Origin of the sequence: Nocardioides pantholopis (genome assembly GCF_003710085.1) — a bacterium.
GTDB classification, from domain to species: Bacteria; Actinomycetota; Actinomycetes; order Propionibacteriales; family Nocardioidaceae; genus Nocardioides; species Nocardioides pantholopis.
The window spans coordinates 3,266,369-3,290,432 of record NZ_CP033324.1; the positions used below are offsets into that span (position 1 = coordinate 3,266,369).

General features: G+C 72.9%; 16 protein-coding genes and 1 pseudogene. 13 read left to right on the forward strand and 4 right to left on the reverse strand.

Translation table 11 applies throughout. From position 1 onward, the window contains the following. Window positions 1-24 precede the first annotated feature (24 nt). From EBO35_RS20375 to EBO35_RS15695, 5 genes and pseudogenes are all read left to right on the forward strand, one after another. Window positions 25-240, forward strand: a pseudogene (locus EBO35_RS20375) (hypothetical protein); the annotation flags it as partial. A 202-nt stretch (window positions 241-442) separates the two neighbouring features. Beyond that, window positions 443-1,591, forward strand: a complete 1,149-nt coding sequence (locus EBO35_RS15680; protein ID WP_122818546.1) for an acyl-CoA dehydrogenase family protein — start codon at window positions 443-445, stop codon at window positions 1,589-1,591. An 80-nt stretch (window positions 1,592-1,671) separates the two neighbouring features. Next, window positions 1,672-3,174, forward strand: a complete 1,503-nt coding sequence (locus tag EBO35_RS15685) for a hypothetical protein (protein WP_122818547.1) — start codon at window positions 1,672-1,674, stop codon at window positions 3,172-3,174. Then, on the forward strand, window positions 3,171-4,103 hold the full coding sequence (locus tag EBO35_RS15690) for a phosphatase PAP2 family protein (protein WP_122818548.1): 933 nt from the start codon (window positions 3,171-3,173) through the stop codon (window positions 4,101-4,103). Before EBO35_RS15685 ends, EBO35_RS15690 begins: the two co-directional genes overlap by 4 nt. A gap of 98 nt (window positions 4,104-4,201) precedes the next feature. Beyond that, on the forward strand, window positions 4,202-6,301 hold the full coding sequence (locus EBO35_RS15695) for an MMPL family transporter (protein ID WP_122818549.1): 2,100 nt from the start codon (window positions 4,202-4,204) through the stop codon (window positions 6,299-6,301). A 34-nt stretch (window positions 6,302-6,335) separates the two neighbouring features. Here EBO35_RS15695 and EBO35_RS15700 read toward each other — a convergent pair whose 3' ends face one another. Next, entirely contained in the window at window positions 6,336-7,298 is a 963-nt protein-coding gene (locus EBO35_RS15700) for a DeoR/GlpR family DNA-binding transcription regulator (RefSeq protein ID WP_122818550.1), read from the reverse strand. A gap of 221 nt (window positions 7,299-7,519) precedes the next feature. On the opposite strand from EBO35_RS15700, the gene EBO35_RS15705 reads away from it, so the two are divergent. The 8 genes from EBO35_RS15705 to EBO35_RS15740 all read left to right on the forward strand — a co-directional run bounded on the left by EBO35_RS15705 (window position 7,520) and on the right by EBO35_RS15740 (window position 18,878). Continuing rightward, entirely contained in the window at window positions 7,520-9,568 is a 2,049-nt protein-coding gene (locus tag EBO35_RS15705) for a fibronectin type III domain-containing protein (protein WP_122818551.1), read from the forward strand. A gap of 98 nt (window positions 9,569-9,666) precedes the next feature. Continuing rightward, complete coding sequence (locus EBO35_RS15710; RefSeq protein WP_122818552.1) at window positions 9,667-12,228, forward strand: bifunctional FO biosynthesis protein CofGH; 2,562 nt, start codon at window positions 9,667-9,669, stop codon at window positions 12,226-12,228. 68 nt (window positions 12,229-12,296) lie between these two features. Beyond that, entirely contained in the window at window positions 12,297-13,337 is a 1,041-nt protein-coding gene (locus tag EBO35_RS15715) for a mechanosensitive ion channel family protein (RefSeq protein WP_122818553.1), read from the forward strand. A 153-nt stretch (window positions 13,338-13,490) separates the two neighbouring features. Further along, window positions 13,491-14,588, forward strand: coding sequence for a sugar ABC transporter substrate-binding protein (locus EBO35_RS15720; RefSeq protein ID WP_122818554.1), 1,098 nt, complete (start codon window positions 13,491-13,493; stop codon window positions 14,586-14,588). Window positions 14,589-14,680: 92 nt separating this feature from the next. Then, window positions 14,681-15,457 (forward strand): ATP-binding cassette domain-containing protein, encoded by a 777-nt coding sequence (locus EBO35_RS15725; protein ID WP_122818555.1) that lies wholly within the window; start codon window positions 14,681-14,683, stop codon window positions 15,455-15,457. Between the two features lie 39 nt (window positions 15,458-15,496). After that, on the forward strand, window positions 15,497-16,849 hold the full coding sequence (locus EBO35_RS15730; RefSeq protein WP_122818556.1) for a sugar ABC transporter permease: 1,353 nt from the start codon (window positions 15,497-15,499) through the stop codon (window positions 16,847-16,849). 9 nt (window positions 16,850-16,858) lie between these two features. Next, window positions 16,859-18,085, forward strand: a complete 1,227-nt coding sequence (locus EBO35_RS15735) for an ROK family protein (protein WP_122818557.1) — start codon at window positions 16,859-16,861, stop codon at window positions 18,083-18,085. 67 nt (window positions 18,086-18,152) lie between these two features. After that, window positions 18,153-18,878 (forward strand): FadR/GntR family transcriptional regulator, encoded by a 726-nt coding sequence (locus EBO35_RS15740; RefSeq protein WP_122818558.1) that lies wholly within the window; start codon window positions 18,153-18,155, stop codon window positions 18,876-18,878. 13 nt (window positions 18,879-18,891) lie between these two features. Here the strand turns inward: EBO35_RS15740 and EBO35_RS15745 are convergent, their stop codons facing one another. From EBO35_RS15745 to EBO35_RS15755, 3 genes are all read right to left on the reverse strand, one after another. Next, the gene (locus EBO35_RS15745) at window positions 18,892-20,082 is read right to left on the reverse strand and encodes an amidase (protein ID WP_206422583.1); all 1,191 of its coding nucleotides are present in this window, start codon (window positions 20,080-20,082) and stop codon (window positions 18,892-18,894) included. 74 nt (window positions 20,083-20,156) lie between these two features. Further along, window positions 20,157-21,977: a hydantoinase B/oxoprolinase family protein gene (locus tag EBO35_RS15750; RefSeq protein WP_122818559.1), complete on the reverse strand. Its 1,821-nt coding sequence runs from the start codon at window positions 21,975-21,977 to the stop codon at window positions 20,157-20,159. Then, window positions 21,974-24,055 carry a hydantoinase/oxoprolinase family protein gene (locus EBO35_RS15755; protein WP_122818560.1) on the reverse strand — a complete coding sequence of 694 codons (2,082 nt, stop codon included), beginning with the start codon at window positions 24,053-24,055 and terminating at the stop codon, window positions 21,974-21,976. Before EBO35_RS15755 ends, EBO35_RS15750 begins: the two co-directional genes overlap by 4 nt. Window positions 24,056-24,064 lie beyond the last annotated feature (9 nt).

The window sequence follows — 24,064 nt, forward strand, 5'->3', positions numbered from 1 at the left end:
CCTGGGGGCTCCGCCGCCCGGACCGTGCTGCTCGGGGACACCCCCCGGCTGCCGTTCGAGCCCTCCGAGTGCCTCGGCACCCGCGACGCCACCCTCGGCAGCTGCGCGGGGCCCCCGACCGGGCGCGCCCAGCGGGTCCTGGAGGCCAGTCGGCAGGCGGCCGCCGCGTCGGGCGTGGAGTTCGTCGACACCACCCCGTGGCTGTGCGCCGTCGACGTGTGCCCAGCAGTGGTGGGCTCCACGATCACGATGCGCGACCGCAGCCACCTGACCACTGCGTACGCCACTCGGCTGACCAAGCCACTGGGCCGGGCCCTGGGGCTGCTGCCCGCCCGGAAGCGGGCCGGGACCGCCGACTGAGACCGGCGGTCGGGAACCCTTGCGAATGTGACAGTGCCACTGTCACAGTTGTGGTTCAGCCCACATCCCGGAGGTAGCCCCCATGCCCGAGACCCCGTCGATCTTCGAGCAGGAGCACGAGGACTTCCGCGGCACCGTGCGGGCCTTCCTGGAGCGCGAGGTGGTGCCGTTCCACGACGAGTGGGAGCGCGCGGGCCAGGTCGACCGCGAGGTGTGGCGCAAGGCCGGGGAGCAGGGACTGCTCTGCTTCGACGTCGCCGAGGAGTACGGCGGCGCCGGCATCGCCGACTTCCGCTACAACATGGTCGTCTCCGACGAGATCGGGCGGGTCGGCGCGAGCGGGCTCGGCTTCCCCGTCCACACCGACATCATCGTCCCCTACATCAGCCAGCTGGGGACCCCCGAGCAGAAGCAGCGCTGGCTGCCCGGACTGGTCAGCGGCGAGCTGATCTCGGCCATCGCGATGACCGAGCCGGGCGCCGGCTCCGACCTGCAGGGCATCCGCACCTCGGCGGTAGACAAGGGCGACCACTACGTGCTGAACGGGTCGAAGACCTTCATCAGCAACGGCATCCTCGCCGACCTGGTCATCGTGGTCGCGCGCACCGACGCGGACGCCGGCCACCAGGGCATCAGCCTGCTCGTGGTCGAGCGTGGGATGCCGGGCTTCGAGCGCGGCCGGAACCTGGAGAAGGTCGGCCTCAAGGCCCAGGACACCGCCGAGCTCTTCTTCGACGACGTGGCGGTGCCCAAGGAGAACCTGCTCGGGGAGGCGGGGTCCGGATTCATCTCGCTGATGGTCAACCTGCCCCAGGAGCGGATCTCGATCGCCGCGATCGCGGTCGCGGCCTGCGAGCACGTGCTGGAGCTGTGCCTGTCCTACGCCAAGGAGCGCGAGGCCTTCGGCCGGCCGATCGGGAAGTTCCAGCACAACCGCTTCCTGCTCGCCGAGATGGCCACCGAGGTCCACATCGCCCGGGTCTTCCTCAACGACTGCGTGCTCAAGCTCAACGAGGGCAAGGTCGACACGGCGCTGGCGTCGATGGCCAAGTGGTGGACGACCGAGCTGCAGAAGAAGGTCGTCGACGCCGGCGTGCAGCTGCACGGCGGCTACGGCTATATGACGGAGTATCCGATCGCGAAGGCCTTCATGGACAGCCGGATCCAGACGATCTACGGGGGCACCACCGAGATCCAGAAGGAGATCATCGGGCGCAGCCTCGGCATCTGAGCGCCGCGAAATTGCCTGGCGCGGCCCCCGACCGGGGTTGGTAGCGTCCGCTGGGAGGGTTCGACGGCGGGAGGAGGCAGATGACCGCACGACCGGTCGTCCGTGTCGCGGACCCCCCGCCCGGTCGTCGCGTCCCGTCCGCGCGGACCGGCGTCGGGCTGTTGGCCGCCGGCGCCTGCCTGGCCTGGACCCCCTTCCTCGCCCACACGCTGAGCCCCGACGAGGCGGGCTTCCTCATGGTCGCCGGCCAGTGGCAGCCGGGCGACTCGCTGTACGGCGACTACTGGGTCGACCGGCCCCCGGGGCTGGTCGCCCTCTTCGCGCTCGCCGACCTCGCCGGTGGCGACTGGGCGGTCCGGGCGCTCGGCCTGCTGGCCGTGGCGACCTCGGTCCTGCTGGCCGGCCTCCTCGGCCGGATCGTCGCGCCGCACAGCGAACGGGCCGCGCTGCTGCCGGCGGCGAGCGCCGCGCTGCTGCTGGCCACCCCGCTCACCGGCTCCGGCGGCGTCAACGGCGAGCTCCTCGGCCTGCCGTTCCTGCTCGCCGGCTTCGCCGCGATCCTGCTCGCGAGGTCCGCGCCCACCCCGGGCCGGGCGGTCGCCTGGGCGGGAGCCGCCGGCGTCGCCGGCGCGGCGGCCGCGCTGATCAAGCAGAGCCTCGTCGACGTCTTCGTGCTGGCCGCGGTCGTGCTGGTCGCCGACCTGGTCACCGGCCACCGGAGTCGCGCCCGAGTGGCTGCCGTCGCGGCGAGCGGCGTGGCCGGCGCACTCGCCCTGACCGGGGCCGTGGTGCTCCTGGCGTACAGCCGCGGCACCGGCCCCGGCGCGCTGTGGGACGCCGTCGTGGGCTTCCGCGGCGAGGCGACCCGGGTGATCCTGGAGTCCGCGACCGACGCGACCCGCGACCGGCTGGCCAGGGTGCTGCTGGCACTGGTCGGCACCGGGATGCCACTGCTCGCGGTCGCGCTGGCCCGCCTGGGCCGGCACTCCGGTCGCGGCGCCGGGCTGCGCCGGGCGGCGTACGCGCTGCTCGCCTGGGAGCTGCTGGTGGTGGTCTCGGGCGGCAGCTACTGGCTGCACTACCTGGTCGGCCTGGTCCCGGGGATCGTGCTGCTCGCCGCCGCCGCCGGGAGCGGGTTGGACGCGCCCGGCCGGACGCTGCCAGTGCTGCGGACCGCCTTCGCCCTGGCCGTGGCCTCGCTGCTGGTCGCGGTCGCCTCGGCGACCCTCGCCCCCTTCGAGCGTCCCGAGGACCGGGCCTCCGCCTGGATCTCGGACCACGCCCGGCCGGGCGAGACGGGCGTGGTCGCCTTCGGCGCGCCGAACATCCTGCACGCCGCCGGGCTCACCAGCCCCTACCCGGACCTGTGGAGCCTGCCGGTCCGGGTCCGCGACCCACAGCTCGACCGGCTCGGCGCGGTGCTCACCGGGCCCGACCGGCCGGACTGGCTGATCGTCTACGGCCGCTCCCTGGACACCTGGGGCATCGACGGCCGGCATGCCGACGCGCTCGTCGAGGAGTACTACACACCGGTCGCGACGACCGGGACGTTCGTCATCCACCGCCGACGGGACCGCCCGTGAACCGCCGCGCCGCCCTGCCTCTCTACGCCCTCGCCCTGCTCCTGTGGAGCCTGGTGATCGGGATCCCGAACGACACAGTCGGCGTGATCGGGTGGCTCTGGCTCGGCACCGTCGCCTGGCGCGCGGGCGAGCCGGGGGTCGACCACCGCGAGTTCTGGCGGGACTGGTGGCCCTTCGTGCTGGCCCTGGTCGTCTACTGGCTGGGCCGCGGGCTGGCCGACCAGATCGGGACGCCGGTGCACGTCACGATGCCGATCCGGGCCGACGAGTGGCTGGCGGGGCTCGTCGGCGCCGACCGCACCCCGACCGAGGTCCTGCAGGCCGCCTGGTGCGCCGAGCCGTGCGCGAAGGCGCTGCCGCCGCGGTGGTGGGACACAGTGCTGACCACCGTCTACGCCTCCCACTTCGTGGCCGCACTGACTCTCGGCGCGGTGCTCTGGGTGCGCGACCACAGCGGCCCGATGAGCGAGTGGCGGCGGTGGATGCGCCGCTTCGTCACCCTGAACTTCCTCGGGCTGGCGAGCTACGCGGCCTACCCGATGGCGCCGCCGTGGATGGCCTCGCGCGACGGCTTCCTCGGGGAGGTCGCCCGGATCACCGGCCGCGGCTGGTCCGAGCTCGACCTGCACCGGCAGAACATCGTGCTGCACGGGATGGCCAACAAGGTCGCGGCGATGCCATCCCTGCACGCGGGCTTCGCGTTCCTCATCGCGTTCTACGCCATCTGGCGGCTGCAGACCCGCTGGAGGTGGCTGCTGCTGGCCTATCCGCTGGCGATGTCGACGGCACTGGTCTACTTCGCCGAGCACTACGTGATCGATGCCGTGGCCGGGGCGGCCGCCGCGCTCGCGGCGATCGCGCTGGGCACGCTCTGGGAGCGGCGCCGGGTGCTCCCCCGGGCCGAGGAGCCCGCCGCACAACTGGTCTAGACCAATGGCGGGTAGCCGGTGAGACGCGGCGACCCTCAGGGTCGGTTCGGGGGAAATCCGGATGACGTCCGGGACCCGAGAGTGCTGGAGTCGAGAGCATGCACCGTCAGATCGCCGGTCGACTGACCGGCCCCGTCACCAAGTGGGTCGTCGCGGCCGCCTGGGTGGTGCTCCTCGTGGTCTTCGGCAGCCTCTCCGCGAAGCTCGTCGACGTCCAGAACAACGAGGCGTCCTCCTGGCTGCCGGAGTCGGCCGAGTCCACGCAGGCCCTGGAGCGGATGACGTCCTTCCAGGATCCCGACCAGATCCCGACGATCGTCGTCCACGAGTCCCCCTCCGGCGCCATCAGTCCCGAGCAGCTGGCCGAGCTCGGCGAGCGCAACGCCGAGTACGCCGACCTCGACGGCGTGAGCGGCGAGGTGGTCGGCCCGATCCTGTCCGAGGACGGCCGGGTCGCCCAGACGCTGGTCACGTTCAACTTCGGCGCCGAGGGCTGGAACGAGATGCCGGACGCGGCGGCGGAGCTGCGCGAGGCCGCTGCCGCCGACGGCCTCGAGCTCTACATCGCGGGCGCGGGCGGCCAGGCGGCCGACGCCGCCGAGGCGTTCGAGGGCATCGACACCCGGCTGATCCTGCTCACGCTGGGCGTGGTGATCGTGATCCTGCTGCTGACCTACCGCAGTCCGGTGCTGTGGCTGCTGCCGATCATCGGGGCGGTGGTCGCCTACACGGTCTCCGGTGGCGTCGTGTACCTGCTGGCCAGGTACGCCGACCTCACCGTCAACGGGCAGAGCCAGGCGATCCTGGGCATCCTGGTCATCGGGGCCGGCACCGACTACGCGCTGTTGCTGGTCGCGCGCTACCGCGAGGAGCTGCGCCGGCACGAGGACCGGCACGAGGCGATGGCCTACGCGCTGCACCGCGCCCTTCCGGCGATCCTGGCCAGCGCCGCCACGGTCTGCGCCGGAATGCTGTGCCTGCTGCTCGCCGACCTGAACTCCACGGCCGGGCTGGGCCCGGTCGCCGCGATCGGGATCGGCGTCACGTTCCTGGTGATGAGCACGTTGCTGCCCGCGCTCCTGGTGATCGTCGGCCGGTGGATCTTCTGGCCGAAGCGGCCGACCTTCGGCTCCCCCGAGCCGACCACACGGGGCCTGTGGGCCCGGGTCGGCAACGCGATCCGCCCCCGCCCGCGAGCGGTCTGGGTGGTCACCGCGATCGTCCTGGCCGTGGCCTGCCTGGGCATGCTGCGCCTGGACACCCAGGGCCTGTCCACCGAGGACACCTACACCGAGGAGTTCCAGTCGATCACGGGCCAGCAGGTCCTCGCCGACCACGGCCTGGTCGACCAGTCCAACACCCTCGACGTCGTCACCGACCCGGAGTCCGCCGACGCGGTCACCGAGGCCCTGGCCGGGGTCGAGGGGCTCGAGCCGGGCCCCGACCCGGTGGTCCAGGACGGGGTGGCCTTCGTCCAGGCCAGGCTCGGCGCCGACGTCTCCTCGCCGGCGGCGTTCGAGATCGTCGAACGCGCCCGGGACGCGGTGCACGCGGTGGACGGCGCCGACGCCCTCGTGGGCGGCTGGTCGGCGACGTACCTGGACACGAAGGAGGCCGCGAACCGGGACAACCTCGTGATCATCCCGGTGATCCTGCTCGTGGTGCTGCTGATCCTGGTGCTGCTGCTGCGCGCGGTGACGGCCCCGCTGATCCTGATCGGGACCGTGGTGCTGTCCTTCGGTGCCGCGCTCGGGATCTCGGCGCTGCTCTTCGAGTACGTCTTCGGGTTCGCCGGCTCCGACCCCGGGTTCCCGCTGTTCGCGTTCGTGTTCCTGGTGGCGCTGGGCATCGACTACAACATCTTCCTGATGACCCGGGTGCGGGAGGAGACCGCCACCCGGGGCACCCGGGAGGGGGCACTGGTCGCGCTGGCCTCGACCGGCGGCGTGATCACCTCGGCGGGCGTGGTGCTCGCCGCGACGTTCCTGATGCTCGGCACGATCCCGGTGGTCTTCCTCGCCGAGCTCGGGGTCGCGGTGGCGCTGGGCGTGCTGCTGGACACGCTGGTGGTGCGCTCGGTGCTCGTCACCGCGCTCAACCTCGACCTGGGCGGCCGGATGTGGTGGCCCAGCAGCCTCGACCGGGGACCGGCGCCGAGCGAGCCGGCGGTGGTCCCGGGGTCGGCGGTGCGCGGGTAGGTCGCCGCCGCCCGGGAGCGGGCGCGGCCGGCCTTCAGCGGGACCGGGCCGCCCCCCAGGCGACGCCGAGGGCCAGCATCGAGGCCGCCCCGTAGTGCTCCATCGCCGCGGCCAACCGGCGGCGGCCGGTGCGCTCGGAGATGCCGAGGAGCCGAGACGCGGCCTCGAGCGTCGCCCCGCCGCGCATCAGCACCAGCAGGGAGTCCCAGCCGTCGGACTCCACGTCGACCGGCACCGCCTGCTCCCAGAGCCGCTCGAAGAGCCAGCCGGCCAGGTCGGCGACGACGTGGCTGCGCACCGCCATCACCGACGTCGGCCACCGCTCGCCCCAGACCAGCGGCAGCGCGACAGTGCTCGCGTCGGTGATCCAGAACCAGCTCGGCGGAGCCGCCATCAGCCGGATCTGGACCCCGCCGGCCAGCTCCTGCGCGATCCGCTCCTGGGCCTCGGGGTGGGTGGCGTCCTCGAGCGCGGCGAGGACCCGGGCGTGCCGGCCCTCGCCGCGGATCGCGTCGTGCCACACCTGCTGCATGTCGGGGTCCGCGACGTAGAGGCGGGAGGCGTCCGGCAGCATCACGTCGGTGCGCCGTGACGGCTCCCGGCCCTGCCGCAGGTGCCACAGGTCCACGACCGCCTCCGGACCGTGGAAGATCTCGACGTCGAGGGGCTGGAGCAGCTCGGCGCCGGTCGACCACTCGCGCGCGAGGCCGGGCACCTGGTCGACGAGCGCGGCCAGCGCCGCGAGCCGCCGGTCCATCTCGGCACCGAGGTCCTCGACGCGGTGCCGGACCGCCTCGGCGACCCCCTCGGCCGGGGCCCGGTAGCGGATCCGGTCCCCGTCGAGGACCAGCAGGCCCTCGCCGGCCAGCTCCACCAGGTCGGCACGGACCTCGGGCTCGCTGCGCAGGGCGAGGCCGGCGAGCTCGGCGACGGTGGCGGCCCGGGACCGCAGGGCGATGCGGAGAAGCTCGAACGGCGGGTCGGCGGATCCGGGCACGGAGGGCATCGTCGCACGCCGCGGGCGCCGTCCCAGGCGAACGCCGGAACCGGGCCGAACCGCGCCATCCTCCCCACTCCTCGTGTCCGGGACCGGCCATGACCGAGGTCGGCCACGACCGACCGCTGCCATGGCCGGTTCCGGACCGGGATCCGGCCCCGGTCGCCGCCAGGATCCGGTTCGGGTCCAGAGCGGGCCCGATCTCGAAGGGAACCCCTCACATGCACCACGCACCGCGCCCCCTGCGCCGCACCGGCCTCCGCAGCTCCGCCGGCCTCGCCGCCGCCGCCCTGCTCGTCACCGGCCTCACCACGATCGGAACCGCGGCCGACGCCGCCGTGCCCACCACCGAGCTCGGCTTCGAGCCGAACGACCTCGTCGCGGTCGGTGACGCGGTCTTCGCCGTCGGGTCCGACACCGTCTGGTCCGAGGACGGCGACGAGGTCGAGTCCTCCCACGGCTACGTCGCCCGCTTCGGCGCCGACGGGAATCCGGTCGGCGAGCCGCTCGACCTCGGCGACGGCAGCACCGCGGTCGCCGCGGCACCCGGCGGCGCGGCAGGCACGCTGATCGTGGTCGGCAGCACCCAGGTCTCCGGCGAGGACGAGGACAGCGAGCCGGCCACCGTGGGCGCCATCTGGACCGTCGACGCGGACCTGCAGGGCCAGCCCGAGATGGAGACCCTCACGGACCAGCTGAACGACGTGGCTACGCGTGGCACCACCTCGGCCATCGTCGGGACATCCAGCGACGACGGCTGGGTCTCCACCGGACAAGAGCGGATCAGCCTCGGGCGCGTGGCCCCGCAGGTCGTCGCGATCGGCCGGAACGCCGTGTTCGCCGCCGGCGTCACGTGGGACGACGACGGCCAGGGCATCGCCACCGCGTGGGAGGTCACCGAGGACGGTGCGCAGCCCGTGGCACTCGAGGAGGAGCACTCCTGGGTGAGTGACCTCGTCGTCGACGTCGACTCCGACGTCGCCTACGTCGCCAGCCATGCACCCAACTGGTACGAGAACTCGGGCATCACCGTCCTCGACGGCGACGACCAGACCTTCGTGGAGCTCGAGACGCCGGCGACCGCACTGGCGCTCTCCGCCGACGGCGAGACGCTGTACGCCACGACGGCCTCCGACACGGTCGAGGCGTACGCCACCGACGCCCTGGACTCCTACGACGACGACAACCCGGCGCCGTCGAGCTGGTTCGACGACCTCGAGCCCGACTCGATCCTGCTCGGCGCGAACGGCACCGTGCACCTCGCGGACTCCCAGGGCAAGCGCGTGGCCACCCTCACGACGCCCGCAGCGCCGGCCAACCTGACGGCCGCACCGGACTCGATGTCGACCACCGGAATCTATGCGTCGTGGAACGAGGGCAAGCACTCCTTCGAGCTCGACGAGGAGACCCCCACGGACTACGTCGTCACGGTCCGGAACGCCGCCGGGAACCTGGTTGCCACCGAGACCACCTGGGACCAGGTCTTCTCGACCGACGACCTGGCGGCCGGCCAGACGTACACGGTCACCGTGACCGCCGTCGACGGCGCGTTCGCCAGCCCGGTGTCCACCACCACGGTCACCACCCACGCCCGGTTCGTCCAGGCCCCCGCGGCCGTCACCGTCCAGGGCAGCCTCACCGTCGGCAGCCAGGTCTCGCTGAACCCCGGCACCTGGGAGCCCGGCACCACGCTCTCCTACGAGTGGTACGGCTCGACCTCTGAGGGTGGCGGCGCCATCGGCCGCGGCCAGACGCTCGCCCTGACCGCGGAGCACCTGGGCATGACCATCACGGGTGTCGTCACCGGCACCCACCCCGACGCGGCCGGCGTCACGCTCGACGCCCGCCCCGGCGCTGTCGCATCCGCCACCCTGCCCGCGCTTCCGGCCGGCACCCCGCGGATCAGCGGGACCGCCCAGGTCGGCAAGACCCTCACCGCCACCGCCGGCAGCTGGCCCGCCGGCACCGCGCTGAGCTACCGCTGGACCGCTGACGGCAAGACCGTCGCCGGCGCCACCGGCAGGACGCTGAAGGTCACCAAGGCCCTGCAGGGCAAGCGGATCGCCGTCCAGGTCACCGGCACCCTCGCCGGTCACCGGGCCACGGTGGCGGCCAGCGCGCCGAGCACCAAGGTCGCCGCCGCCCCCACTGCCAAGCAGAAGGCCAAGGCCAAGGCCAAGAAGGCGAAGCAGAAGGCCAAGGCGAAGGCGAAGAAGGCCAAGCAGAAGGCCAAGGCCAAGAAGAAGGCGAAGAAGTCGCGCCGGAACTGACGCCCACGCTCGGCCCGGGCCCTCGGGGCCCGGGCCGAGCCGCGTCCACGGGCGGACCCGTCCACCGCGGCGGCCGCCGTCCGGATAGCCTGCTGAGGATGAGCGAGACGCCCACCCCCCAGCAGGTACGCCGCGCGCTGGCCCGCGCGGAGCGAGGCGCGGCGCTCGACCCCGCCGAGGCCGCCGTCCTGCTGGCGGCCTCCGGGCCCGACCTGGAGCGGCTCACGGCCGCCGCCGCGAAGGTCCGGGACGCCGGCCTGGCCGCCGCCGGGCGGCCCGGCGTCGTGACCTACTCCCCCAAGGTCTTCATCCCGATGACCCGGCTGTGCCGGGACCGGTGCCACTACTGCACGTTCGTGACCACCCCCGGGCACCTCGAGCGGGCCGGGGAGTCGATGTTCCTCTCGCCCGACGAGATCCTCGAGATCGCCCGCGGCGGCGCCGAGCTCGGCTGTCTGGAGGCGCTGTTCACGCTCGGCGACCGGCCCGAGGACCGCTGGCCCGAGGCCCGCGCCTGGCTCGACGAGCAGGGCTACGACTCCACGCTGGCCTACGTGCGGGCGATGGCGGTCCGGGTGCTCGAGGAGACCGGGCTGCTGCCGCACCTCAACCCCGGCGTCATGTCGTGGGAGGAGATGAACCGCCTCCAGGCGGTCTCCCCGTCGATGGGGATGATGCTCGAGACCACCTCGGCCCGGCTCCACGAGACCCGCGGCGAGGCCCACTTCGGCTCCCCCGACAAGGACCCCGCCGTGCGGCTGCGGGTGCTCGAGGATGCGGGCCGGCTCTCGGTGCCGTTCACGACCGGGCTGCTGGTCGGCATCGGCGAGACCCTCGCCGAGCGGGCCGAGACGATCTTCGCGCTGCGCGCGACCTCCCGGGCCTACGGCGCGGTCCAGGAGGTGATCGTGCAGAACTTCCGGGCCAAGCCCGACACCGCGATGCGGCACACCGGGGACCTCGACCTGGACGAGTACCGCGCCGCGATCGCGGTCACCCGCCTGGTGCTGGGCCCCAAGGCGCGGATCCAGGCGCCGCCGAACCTCGTCGACCTCGAGGAGTGCCGCGCGCTGCTCGGCGCCGGGGTCGACGACTGGGGCGGGGTCTCCCCGCTGACGCCCGACCACGTCAACCCCGAGCGGCCCTGGCCCTCGCTGGACCGGCTGCGCGCGATCACCGAGCAGTGCGGCCTCGACCTGGCGCCGCGACTGACCGTGCACCCGGAGTACGTCGTCGCCTCGCTCTCCGGCGGCACGCCCTGGATCGACCCCCGGCTGCACCAGCACGTCGCCGCCCTGGCGCTGCTGGACGGGCCGCGCGCCGGCCTGGCGCGCCCCGGCGTACGCCCGAGCGGGCTGCCGTGGCAGGAGCCCGACGGCGGGTTCGCCGCCGCCGGACCGGGAACGGGCCGGACCGACCTGCACACAGCTGTCGACACCGAGGGGCGCACCGCCGACCGGCGCGGTGACTTCGCCTCGGTCTACGGCGACTGGGACGCGGTCCGCGAGGCCGCCGGCAGCACCGGCGCCCCGGCGGTGCTGCACGCCGAGGGCCGCGAGGCGCTGGCCGCCGCCGAGGCCGATCCCGGCGGCCTCTCGGACGAGCACGCGCTGACGCTGATGACCGCCGAGGGCGACCTGCTCGACCAGGTCTGCCGGCTCGCGGACGACCTGCGCCGCGAGGTCGTCGGCGACGAGGTCACCTACGTCGTCAACCGGAACATCAACTTCACCAACGTCTGCTACGTCGGCTGCCGGTTCTGCGCGTTCGCCCAGCGCCGCAGCGACGCCGACGCCTACTCGCTCTCCCTCGACGAGGTCGCCGACCGGGCCGCGGAGGCCTGGGACCTCGGCGCCACCGAGGTGTGCATGCAGGGCGGCATCGACCCCGAGCTGCCGGCCACGGCGTACTTCGACCTGGCCGCCGCGGTCCGCCAGCGGGTGCCGGGCATGCACGTGCACGCGTTCTCCCCCATGGAGGTCGTCAACGGCACCGCGCGCACGGGGCTCTCCATCGAGGACTTCCTGATCAAGGCGCGCGAGGCGGGCCTCGGGTCGCTGCCCGGCACGGCCGCGGAGATCCTCGACGACGAGGTGCGCTGGGTGCTCACCAAGGGCAAGCTGCCCACCCGGACCTGGGTCGAGATCGTCTCGACCGCCCACCGGGTGGGGATCCCCACCACCAGCACGATGATGTACGGCCACGTGGACCACCCCCGGCACTGGGTCGGGCACCTGCGGGTGCTCTCCCGGATCCAGGACGAGACCGGCGGCTTCACCGAGTTCGTGCCGCTGCCGTTCGTGCACACCAGCGCGCCGATCTACCTCGCCGGCGTGGCCCGGCCCGGCCCGACCCTGCGCGACAACCTCGCGGTGCACGCGATGGCGCGGATCCTGCTGCACGGGCGGATCCACAACATCCAGACCAGCTGGGTCAAGCTCGGGACCGACGGCACCCGGGCGATGCTCAACGCCGGCGCCAACGACCTCGGCGGCACGCTGATGGAGGAGACCATCTCCCGGATGGCCGGCTCCGAGCACGGCTCGGCGAAGACCGTCGCGGAGCTGGTCGAGATCGGGGCCGGGATCGGCCGCCCGGTCCGCGAGCGGACCACGCTCTACGACGCGGTACGCCGCGACCCGGAGCCAGCCACCGGCTGACCCCTCCGACCGCGGCAGGCCGACGAGCAGGCGACGCATCCGGCCGGGGCTACCGGTCACCGGCCTCCATGGCTGTCTCGGTGGTCCAAGCCCTGGCCGGGGCTGCGGCCGCGCTCCTGTCGACGCTCCTCGTCGTGGTCCTGGCCCACCTCCTCGCCCGGCGCGCCGTACTCCGCTGGCCGGCGAGCCGGCGGCTGCTCCGGCACCTCCGGGTGCCGTTCCGCGCGCTGCTGCTGATCATCGCCGCGGCCGGCTGGATCGCCGCCGTCCGCCTGTGGGGCGCCGACGACGCGGGCTGGGACGCCGCCGCGCTGGTGGCCCGGATCGCGATGATCGCCGTCGTCGCCTGGCTGATCTGCGTGGTGCTGCTGTTCATCGAGGACCTCGGCCTGGGCCGGCCCCGCGCCGAGACGCGCGACGACCGGCTGGCCCGCCGGCTGCGCACCCAGGTGCTGCTGGTGCGGCGGCTGACGATCGCCGGGGTGGTGGTGATGGCCGCCGGCTCGATCCTGCTCAGCTTCCCCGGCGTGCGCGCCCTGGGAGCGAGCGTGCTGGCGTCGGCCGGGCTGCTCTCGGTGATCGCCGCGGTCGCCGCCCAGTCGGCGCTGGCCAACCTCTTCGCCGGGATCCAGCTGGCGTTCAGCGACGCGATCAAGGTCGACGACGCGGTCATCGTCGAGGGCGAGTGGGGGCGCATCGAGGAGATCACGCTCAGCTACGTGGTGGTCCGGCTGTGGGACGACCGGCGGATGATCCTGCCGTCGACGTACTTCATCACCACGCCGTTCCAGAACTGGACCCGGCGCAACTCCGAGCTGCTCGGCGCCGTCGAGCTCGACCTGGACTGGAACGTCGACACGGTCCGGATCCGTCAGGCCCTGCCCGCGATCATGGCGGACGCCGGCCCGATGTGGGACGGCCGGGTCGCGCACTTCCAGGTGACCGACGCCGTGCAGGGGTGGGTCCGGGTCCGGGTGCTGGTGACCTCCCACGACGCGCCGACGCTCTTCGACCTGCGCTGCTTCGTGCGCGAGCAGCTCGTCGTGTGGCTGCGCGAGCACAACCCCGACGCCCTGCCGCACGTGCGGCTGCGCGAGGACCGCGACTGAGGCCTTTCGGGCGCCTCGCGACGAATTGGGAAACCCCGCGGCGAACCATAGACGTGACGTACATCACCTTATATGTTGTGGCGAACAACAAACGGTGGCGGCCCCCGATCAGCGGCGGATGCGGATCACCGAAGAGCTAGGAGGCGGTTTCGCATGAAGCGAAAGCAGAGCTTGGTGGTCGTCGGTCTGCTCGGGGCAGCCCTGGCGCTCACCGCGTGCGGTGACGACTCGGACTCGGGATCGGGCAGCGACACCGACAACAGCGGCGGCGCCAGCGCCGAGGGCAAGATCGGCGTGATCCTCCCCGACACCGAGTCCTCGGTGCGGTGGGAGAGCGCCGACCGGCCGGCCCTGGAGTCGGCGTTCGAGGAGGCCGGCGTCGAGTACAGCATCCAGAACGCCGAGGGCGACGCCGACAAGATGACGACGATGGCCGACAGCATGATCGCCGACGGCGTGACCGTGCTGGCGATCGTCAACCTCGACTCGGACTCCGGCAAGGCCATCCAGGAGAAGGCCGCCTCCCAGGGCGTGAAGACCATCGACTACGACCGGCTCACCCTCGGCGGGTCGGCGGAGTACTACGTCTCCTTCGACAACACCAAGGTCGGCGAGCTCCAGGGCCAGGGTCTGGCCGACTGCCTCGGTGAGGGCGCGAAGAACATCGTCTTCCTCAACGGCTCCCCGACCGACAACAACGCCACGCTGTTCGCGGCCGGCGCGCACTCGGTGCTCGACGAGATCGCCGACTACCAGGTCGTCGGCGAGCAGGCGGTCCCCGAGTGGGACAACGACCAGGCCGTGACGATCTTCCAGCAGCTCTACACCGGCGCCGGGGGCAAGGTGGACGGCGTGCTCGCCGCCAACGACGGCCTGGGCGGCTCGGTGATCTCGGTCCTGGAGCAGAACGGGCGCAACGGCAAGGTGCCCGTGACCGGACAGGACGCGACCGCCGAGGGTCTGCAGAACATCCTCGCCGGCGACCAGTGCATGACCGTCTACAAGTCCGCGAAGCTCGAGGCCGGCGCGCTGGCCGACACCGCCATCGCCCTGGCCCAGGGCGAGGAGGCCGAGACCACCGGCACGACCGAGGACTCCGAGTCCGGGCGCGAGGTGCCCTCGATCCTGCTCGACCCGCAGATGATCACCAAGGAGAACGTCTCCGAGGTCATCACCGACGGCGGTCAGGCCAAGGAGGACGTCTGCGCCGGGGCGTTCGCCGACCTCTGCGCCGAGGCCGGCATCTCCTAGGGCTGTGGTGCCCGGGTCGCGGCTGCGCGACCCGGGCACCCCTCCCCCGACCCACGCAGCACGTGGGTCTCGAACGTCTCGAAAGGGTCGACATGACACAGCCACTGCTCGAGCTGCGAGGAGTGAACAAGACCTTCGGGGTCGTCCACGTCCTCCACGACGTCGACTTCGCCGTCTATCCCGGACAGGTGACGGCGCTCGTCGGCGACAACGGCGCCGGCAAGTCCACGCTGGTGAAGATCATCGCGGGCATCTACGGCCGCGACTCCGGCGACTACCTCTTCGAGGGCAACCCGGTCACCGTGCACGGGCCGCGCGACGTCGCCGACCTGGGCGTCGAGGTCGTCTACCAGGACCTCGCCCTGTGCGACAACCTCGACATCGTCGAGAACATGTTCCTGGGCCGGGAGACGAAGCGCGGCCTGGCCCTGGACGAGGTCGCGATGGAGTCCCGGGCCCGGGAGACCCTGGCCTCGCTGTCGGTGCGGACCGTGCAGTCGGTGCGCCAGAGCGTGGCCAGCCTCTCCGGCGGTCAGCGGCAGACCGTCGCGATCGCCAAGGCGGTGCTGTGGAACTCCCGCATCGTGCTCCTCGACGAGCCGACCGCCGCGCTGGGCGTCGCCCAGACCCGCCAGGTCCTCGACCTGGTACGCCGGCTGGCCGACCGCGGGCTCGGCGTCGTGCTGATCTCCCACAACCTCACCGACGTCTTCGAGGTCTCCGACCGCATCACCGCCCTCTACCTGGGCCGGGTGGCCGCGGACGTCCCCACCAAGGACGTCAACCACAACCGGGTCGTCGAGCTGATCACCGCGGGACGCTCCGGGGACCTCGGCATCGCCGAGAACCCCGCCGTCGTCACCGTCTAGTTCCACCGTCTGCGCAGTCCTCGGAAAGCGAGCGCCACCATGACCGTCGGGTCGGACCCCACCATCACCCCGGGCACCCCGGGCACCCCGGGCACGCCGGGCAACCCGGGCGACCCCGGGAACCCGGGCGTCCCCGGAGCCCCCGGATCCCCGGACGCCGGCTTCGCCGGCGACCGCCACAACGACAACCCCACGCTGCTCGACTCCGCCCGCGACTACGTCACCCGGGTGCGCAGCGGCGACATGGGCTCACTGCCGGCGCTGTTCGGGCTCGTGGTGCTGTTCATCGTCTTCAGCCTGGCCCACGACAGGTTCCTCTCCACGCTGAACCTCGCCAACCTGATCACCCAGTCCGGCTCGATCTGCGTGCTGGCGATGGGCCTGGTCTTCGTGCTGCTGCTGGGCGAGATCGACCTGTCGGCGGGCGTCGCCGGCGGCGCCTGCGCCTCGATCGCCGGGCTGCTGATCGTCGACCACGGCCAGAGCTGGTGGGTCGGCGTGCTCGCCGCCCTGGCGGTCGGCGCCGTCATCGGCGCCGTGATCGGCGTCCTCGTGGCGATGCTCGGCATCCCGTCGTTCGTGGTCACGCTGGCCTTCTTCCTGGGCCTCCAGGCCGTGCCGCTGAAGCTGATCGGCGCCGGCGGCTCGATCGGCATCGACGACGAGGTGCTGCGCGGGCTGACCATCAAGAACGTCCCGGTCACGGCCGGGTGGATCGCCGCGGTCGCGCTGGTGCTGGGCTACGCGGTGCTGTCGCTGGTCCGGTACCGGACCCGGGTGGCGCGCGACCTCCAGCGCCCCCCGATCGCCCTGGTCGTCATCAAGATCGTGGCCCTCGCCGCTGTCGTGCTCGGGATCACCGCCCTGCTCAACACCAACCGCAGCCTCAACCCGGTCTTCCCGATCCAGGGCATCCCCTGGGTGCTGCCGGTGGTCGCCGTGCTGCTGATCTTCTGGACCTTCGTGCTCGGCCGCACCGCCTACGGGCGCCACCTGTACGCGGTCGGCGGCAACGCCGAGGCGGCACGCCGCGCCGGCATCAACGTCCAGCGGATCCGGATCAGCGCGTTCATGATCGCCTCCTCGATGGCCGCGGTCAGCGGCATCCTCGCCGCGTCGTACGCCGGCAAGGTCTCGCCCGGCTCCGGCGGCGGCAACGTGCTGCTCTACGCCGTGGGCGCCGCGGTCATCGGCGGCACCAGCCTCTTCGGCGGCCGCGGCCGCGCCGTGCACGCGGTCATCGGCGGCGTCGTGATCGCGACGATCACCAACGGCCTGGGGCTGCTCAACCAGGCCAGCTACATCAACTACATCGTCACCGGTGGCGTGCTGCTGCTCGCCGCGAGCGTCGACGCGATCTCGCGGCGCCGACGCTCCGCGGCGGGCGTCTAGGCCGCCGGCGTGGTCCGGACCGACCGCACCGGCCTGGGTGCCAACCAGGAGGCCGTGCGGCGGCACAACCTCGGCACCCTGCTGCGCCACGTCCACCGGGCCGGCGTGCTCTCCCGCGCCGACCTCACCACCCGGATGGGTCTGAACCGCAGCACGATCGCGGGGCTGGTGGGCGAGCTGGAGCTGCTCGGGCTGATCGAGCACGCGTCGCCGTCCGGAGCCCGCCAGGGGGCCGGCCGCCCCTCGGCCGGGGTGCAGGTGGCTCCGTGCGGGCCGTTCGTCGTCGCCGTCGACCTCGGGGTCGACCGCACCGTCGTGGCCCGGGTGGGCCTCGGCGGCCAGATCGCCGAGCGAGCCGCCTGCACGATCGACCCGCAGGCCGAGGCGTGGCAGGTGGGCGCCTCGGTCGCCGCCCTGGTGCGCCGGGTGGTCGCCGACGCCCCGGCCAGCGCGGCGCTGGTCGGCATCGGCATCAGCGTCCCCGGCCTGGTGCGGCGCAGCGACGGACTGGTCCGGCTGGCCCCGAACCTCGGCTGGCACGACGTGTCGTTCGGCTCGATCGTGCTGGCGGCCCTCGGGCTGGACGTGCCGGTCTCGCTGGCCAACGACGCCGACCTCGGCGCCCTGGCCGAGCACGAGCGCGGCGCGGGCGTGGGGATCGACGACCTGATCTACGTCTCCGGCAACGTCGGCGTCGGCGCGGGGGTGATCACCGGCGGGCACCGGCTCGAGGGCGCCAGCGGGTACGCCGGGGAGGTGGGCCACCTGCGCTTCAACCCGGCGGGGCGGCCCTGCCACTGCGGCAACCTGGGCTGCTGGGAGACCGAGGTGGGCGCGCTCGCGATCGCGGAGGCGATCCGCTGCCCCGCCGACCGGGTGGCCCAGCTCGGCGAGGTCCTCGACGCGTTCGTCGAGACCCCCCGGGAGCTGCGGGCCACCGGCACCGCCCTGGGCCATGGCCTGGCCAGCATCGTCAACGCGTTCAACCCGCGGATGGTCGTGCTCGGCGGCTACTTCCGCTCGCTCTACACGATGGTGCGCGCCGAGGTGAACGCCGGACTGGCCGACCGGGCGCTGCCCGCCCCGCTGGAGTCGGTCACGCTCGCGCTGCCCGGACTCGGGACCGACTCGGTGCTGATGGGTGCCGCCGAGAGCGCCCTGGAGCCGCTGTTCACCGACCCGGTGGCCGGGCTGGGATCGGCGCTGCTCGACGTCCGGTCCCGGCTCGCTGGCTGAGCGCGGGACGGCGTGCCGCCCCACAGCCGCCAGACTGGTTGACTTCTCGGCGATGCGAAGGGGCCCCATGTCTGACTCGGTGAAGGTGCCGGCCTACGAGGCGGTGGCCGCCGGCGTGCGCCGGCGCATCCTCGCCGGCGAGCTGCGGCCCGGTCAGCGGCTGCCGAGCGAGGCCGAGCTCATCGAGGACTTCGGGTTCAGCCGGAGCACGATCCGCGAGGCGATGCGGACCCTCGCCAGCGAGAACCTCGTCTACACGACCCGCGGGACCACCGGCGGCACGTTCGTGGCGGTCCCGGACATCGCCCGGATCACCGCGCGCGTCGAGCACAGCGTGGCGCTGATGGCGGCGGCCAACGCCGTCACCGTCGACCAGCTCATGGACGTGCGGACGCTCACCGAGGTGCACGCCGCCGGGACCGCGGCGCACCTGCGCACCGAGGAGCAGCTGACCCAGATGCGCTGCAGCGTCGAGGAGCCGGACGCGACCGCGACCTACGAGGCGAACCAGGAGTTCCACATGCTGGTGCTCCACGCCGCCGGGAACCCGATGCTGGAGCTGGTGTGCGCCCCGGTCTTCGGCGTGCTGAGCGGCCGGTTCGTCAGCGAGCGGACCGGGAGCCGCTTCTGGGAGACCTCCCAGGACGACCACCGCCGCATCCTGACCGCCATCGAGGAGCAGGACTCGATGGCGGCCATGACGCAGATGCGCCGGCACCTGGACCGGATCGGCGACGCCTACAAGCAGATGGACCTGCTGCGCACGCTGGACCCGGAGCCGGACGCCGACTGAGCCCGGCCGGCGCTCAGCGCCGGACCGGCGGCCGGCGGGTGTGCCAGTCCGTCGCGGCCTGGTAGGCACGGCCCACCGCGAAGAGCGCCTCCTCGTCGGCACGGGCCGCGCTGAGCTGCGCCCCGACCGGCATCCCCGAGGACGGGTGGAAGCCGACCGGCAGCGACAGCGTGGGCCCGTTGTGCAGGGACCAGGGGTAGGACAGCTGCCCGAGGCGCCGGGACTGGTCCAGCACCGACCCGCAGTCGGCCGCGAGCGGCACGTCGACCGGCAGCGTCGGGGTCACCACCACCTCGACCTCCTCGAAGACTCCGCGCAGCCCGGCCCGGAAGTCGCTGCGCGCGTGCGCGGCGGCCCGCCGCGCGGCGGGCCCGATGTCCAGCCCCTGGCGGATCCGCTGCAGGGTGGCCGGCTGGAACCGCTCCGGCGCCCGGTGCAGCCGCTCCCGGTGGATCTCGGCGACGTCGGCGTACAGCAGCGTGTACACGTGGTCCTGCGCGTCCTCGGCGTGCGGGACCTCCACCTCGACGACCTCGAACCCGATGTCGGCCAGCGTGGCGGTGCAGGCCCGGACCGCTGCCGCGATCGCCGGGTCGACGTCGTCGGTGACGAAGCGTCGGGGCACCCCGATCCGGACCGGCGCCGCCCGCGGGCGGCGCGGCTGATCGGTCAGCACGTCGAAGACCCGCGCGACCAGGTCGACCGAGCGGGCCATCGGTCCGACCGTGTCGAAGTCGGCGCTGACCGGGAACACCCCGGTGACGTCGACGAGCCCCGGGGTCGGGCGCAGGCCGACGACGCCGCAGGCCGAGGCCGGCAGCCGCACCGATCCCCCGCTGTCGGTGCCGAGGGCGACGTCGACCAGGCCGGCGGCGACCGCGGCGCCGGAGCCCCCGCTGGAGCCGGCCGGCACCCGCCGGGGGTCCCACGGGTTGCGGGCCCCGCCGGCGGCGGAGTTCTGCGAGGTCACCCCGACGGCGAACTCCGCCAGGTTCAGCGTCGCGACGACGTCGGCCCCCGCCGCCCGCAGCCGGCGTACGACCGTCGCGTCCGCGTCGGCGACCCGGTCCGCGAAGAACTCCGAGGCGCACGTCGAGCGGACGCCGGCGACCTCGATGTTGTCCTTGACACCGGCCGTCAGGCCGGCCAGCGGCCCCGCGACCGGTCCCCGGTCGCTCCGGACCGGAGGAACCCACGAGATCACGCTGTGGAGGACCTCCTCGACGCGCAGGTCCTGCGGGGAGGGAGCCCGCTGCGGGCTCCCTCCCCCGTGACTGCTCAGGCCCCCGCCCGCGCCGCTCGCAGCCGGGTGGTGGCCTCCTCGTCCACGATCCAGGCCTCGGTGTCGACGACGACGCCGTAGTCGCGCGCCGCGTCCTCGGCGGTGAGGTACTCGTCCCAGACGTCGGAGAGCACCGCGAACGCGTCGCGCTCGAACGGGTCGCCGAACCCGCCACCGGACGGCATCTTGATCTCGAGGGTGTCCCCGCTCTTGATCATCTCCTGGGTGACCTTCGAGTACAGCACCTCCTCGCGGTCGGTGCCGGCGTTGCGGACGAACGAGCCCGACACGCCGTCGGCGCCGCCGAGGACACCGGCCGGGGCGTCCGAGCGGTTGTCCGCCTCGGAGCCGAGGAAGGTGTCGGTCTCCATCAGCCAGTGCCGCACGCTGCCGATGCCCCCTCGCCACTTGCCCGGTGCCGGCGGCTCGTCGCGCAGCTCGTAGCGCAGCGCCCGCATCGCGTGGTTGAGCTCCAGCTCCTCGATCGGGTTGTTGCGGGTGTTCGCCATCAGGGCGTCGACGGCGTCCATGCCGTCGCGGCCGTTGCGGCCGCCGTAGGAGCCCTCGTTGATCTCGATGTAGACCCAGTAGGACTCCCCGTCCTCGGCGAGGCCGGAGTAGGCGATCGCGCACAGCGCCGCCGAGGAGCCGGCGACCGCGTGGTCGGGCAGCACCGGGGCCAGGGCCAGGTTGATCGAGTCGAAGATCCGGTTGACCTGGGAGAACCGGGCGAAGCAGGACGCCGGGAAGTCCGGGTTGAAGATCGTCCCCTCGGGGGCGTACGCCTTGACCGGCCGGAAGCAGCCGTCGTTCTGCGGCACGTACTCCTCGGTGACGTCCTCGTCGAGCAGGATCGTGCGGATCGCGCTGACCGCGACCGGCAGCACCGAGCCCTCGAACGGCACGTTGAACGCCGTCGGCACCTGGTCGTTGGACCCGGTGAGGTCGACGAGCACGTCGTCGCCCTCGACCTGCACGCGGACCGCGACCTTCAGCGGCACGCCCCGGTTCTTGCCGTCGTCGTCGAGGTAGCCCACCGGCGCCTCGTAGCTGCCGTCCGGGATCGCCCGGATCCGGGCCCGGAGCATCTCCTCGGAGTAGTCCATCCAGCGCTCGCTGGCGCTCATGACCGTGTCCAGGCCGTACTTCTCCAGCAGCTCGACGAACCGCTTCTCGCCGATCCGGGCGCACGCGATCAGCGCCTCGAGGTCACCGCGGTTCTGCTCCGGCGTGCGGACGTTGTCCAGGATGTGCTGGATCAGCATCTCGTTGCGCACGCCGGCGTCGTAGATCTTCATCGAGTCCATCAGCTTGCCCTCGGCCCAGACGTCGACGACGTCCATGCACAGGCCCGGGAAGTTGCCGCCGATGTCGGAGACGTGGCCGGTGCAGCCGGCGAAGCCGACGTGCGCGCCCTCCCAGAAGATCGGGATCACGACGCCGTAGTCCGGCGAGTGCGCCGCACCGTGGTACGGGTGGTTGTGCAGCACCACGTCGCCGGGCGCGTAGGTGCCGGCCAGGCGGCGGTTGATGCCGCGGATGTACGCCGGGATCGAGCCGCAGTGCATCGGGGTGGAGTCGGACTCGCACAGCTCGCGGCCGTTGACGTCGAAGATGCCGGCGCCCAGGTCCTCGGACTCGCGGATCAGGCTGGAGTACGCCATCCGGTAGAGGACCTGCGCCATCTCCTTGGCCATCGAGTCCAGGGCGCCCCCGATCACCCGCAGGGTGATCGGGTCGACCTCGACGTCGTTCCAGGTGCGGGTCGCCTCACCGGCCAGGGAGACCCCGGTGGTGGGCATGGCGGTCTTGCTCATGCGGACGCCCTTTCGATGATGATGTGCCCGACGGCGTCGACGGTGGCCCGCTGGCCGATGCCGACGATGGTGGTGGAGTCGAACTGCTCGACGATGGCCGGCCCGGTGAAGGTGTTGCCGGCCAGCAGCAGCTCGCGCCGGTAGACGGGGGTCTCCATCCACTCCGGCTCGGCGCTGTCGCGCTCCCAGAACAGCGCCTTGGTGGTGGTCTTGATCGCGTGGGCGGCGTCCTCGCCGCCGCGCTCGATCTCGGCGATCCGCACGTGCGGGACGGCGCCGACGCCGGTCACGCGGATGTTGACCAGCTGCACCGGCTTGTCGTCGAAGCGCTGGGAGTAGGTGCGCCCGTGCGCCTCGTGGAACGCCTCGGCGGTCTGCTGGACCCACGCCTCGTCGATCTCACCGGCCGGGGCGGCGACCCGCAGCTCGTAGCCCTGGCCGACGTAGCGGCAGTCCACGCTGCGCTCCAGGGTGATGTCCTCCGCCGCGATGCCGTCCGCGCGCAGCTGGGCGGTGGCCTGGTCGGCCAGCCGGTCCATCTGCTCGCGCAGCAGCGCCAGGTCCGGCTCCGCCGAGGAGGTCCAGACAGTGGTCGGCACCTCGTAGCGGATGTCGGTGGTGAGCAGGCCGACCGCCGAGGTGATGCCCGGGTGCCCGGGCACGATCACCCGGGGGATGCCCAGCTGCTCGGCGATCTGCCAGGCGAACAGCGGCCCGGCGCCGCCCTCGGCGACCAGCGAGAAGTCCCGCGGGTCGTAGCCCTTGCGGACCGAGTGCAGGCTGATCGCCTCGGTCATCGAGTGGGCCAGGATCGTGAAGATGCCCATGGCCGCCTTCTCCAGGCTGGTGCCGAGGCGCTCGGCCACCTGGCCACGGATCGCGTCCTCGGCGAGCGCCGGCACGACGTCCATGGTGCCGGACAGGAAGCTGTCCTCGCGCAGCCAGCCCATCACGACCATGGCGTCGGTCGACGTCGGCTCGGTGCCCCCGCGGTTGTAGCACGCGGGACCGGGGTACGCCCCGGCGCTGCGCGGGCCGACCCGGAACATGCCGCCCTCGTCGACCATCGCGACCGAGCCGCCGCCGGCGCCGATCGTGTCGACCTCGGCCATCGGGACCATCGCGTGGTAGTCGCCGACCCGGGTGTCGAGCAGGTGCTTCATCCGCAGCCGGCCGTCCGGCGCGACGCCGATGTCCGCGGAGGTGCCGCCGACGTCGAGCGTGATCACGCTGGGGAAGCCCGACGCCGCGCCGATGGCGCAGCCGCCGAGCAGCCCGGCCACCACGCCGCTGGTCAGCAGCGAGACCGGGATCTCGCTGGCGCTGCGCGACGTGACCAGACCACCCGCGGAGGTCATCAGGTGCACGTCCTCGCCGACCTCGGCCGCCTTGGCCTTGCCGGCCAGGTTGGCGATGTAGGAGGAGGTCTTCGGGCCGATGAACGCGTTCAGCGCCGTGGTGGAGAACCGCTCGTACTCGCGGTACTGCGAGGCGACCTCGCTGGAGAGCGAGATGAAGACGCCCGGGTACTCCTCGAGGATGATCTCCTTGACCCGCCGCTCGTGGGTCGGGTTGCGGTAGGCGTGCAGGAACGCCACCGCGATCGCGGCGACGCCGCGCTCGCGCAGCAGAGCCACCTCACGGCGTACGGCGTCCTCGTCGAGCGGGGTCAGCACCGTCCCGGAGGCGTCGATGCGCTCGGGCACCGTGCGGCGGTTCCGCCGGGGCACCAGCTGCCACTTCTGCCAGGGCAGCTCCTGGTAGTTGGAGTAGTTGAGCGGGCGCTTCTTGCGAGCGATGTGGAGCAGGTCGCGGAAGCCGTCGGTCGTGATCATGCCGACGTCGCTGCCGTTGTGCTCCAGGACGATGTTGGTCGCCACGGTCGTGCCGTGGAAGAACATCTCGATCTCGCTGGGATCGATGCCGGCGCGCTCGGCGAGGACGCCGATGCCGTCCATCGTCCCGATCGAGGGGTCGTGGTTGGTCGACGGCGTCTTGTGGACGGTCACCGTGCCGTCGTCGTCCCACAGGACGAGGTCGGTGAACGTGCCCCCGACGTCTACTCCGATTCGCTTCATTCGTGTCCG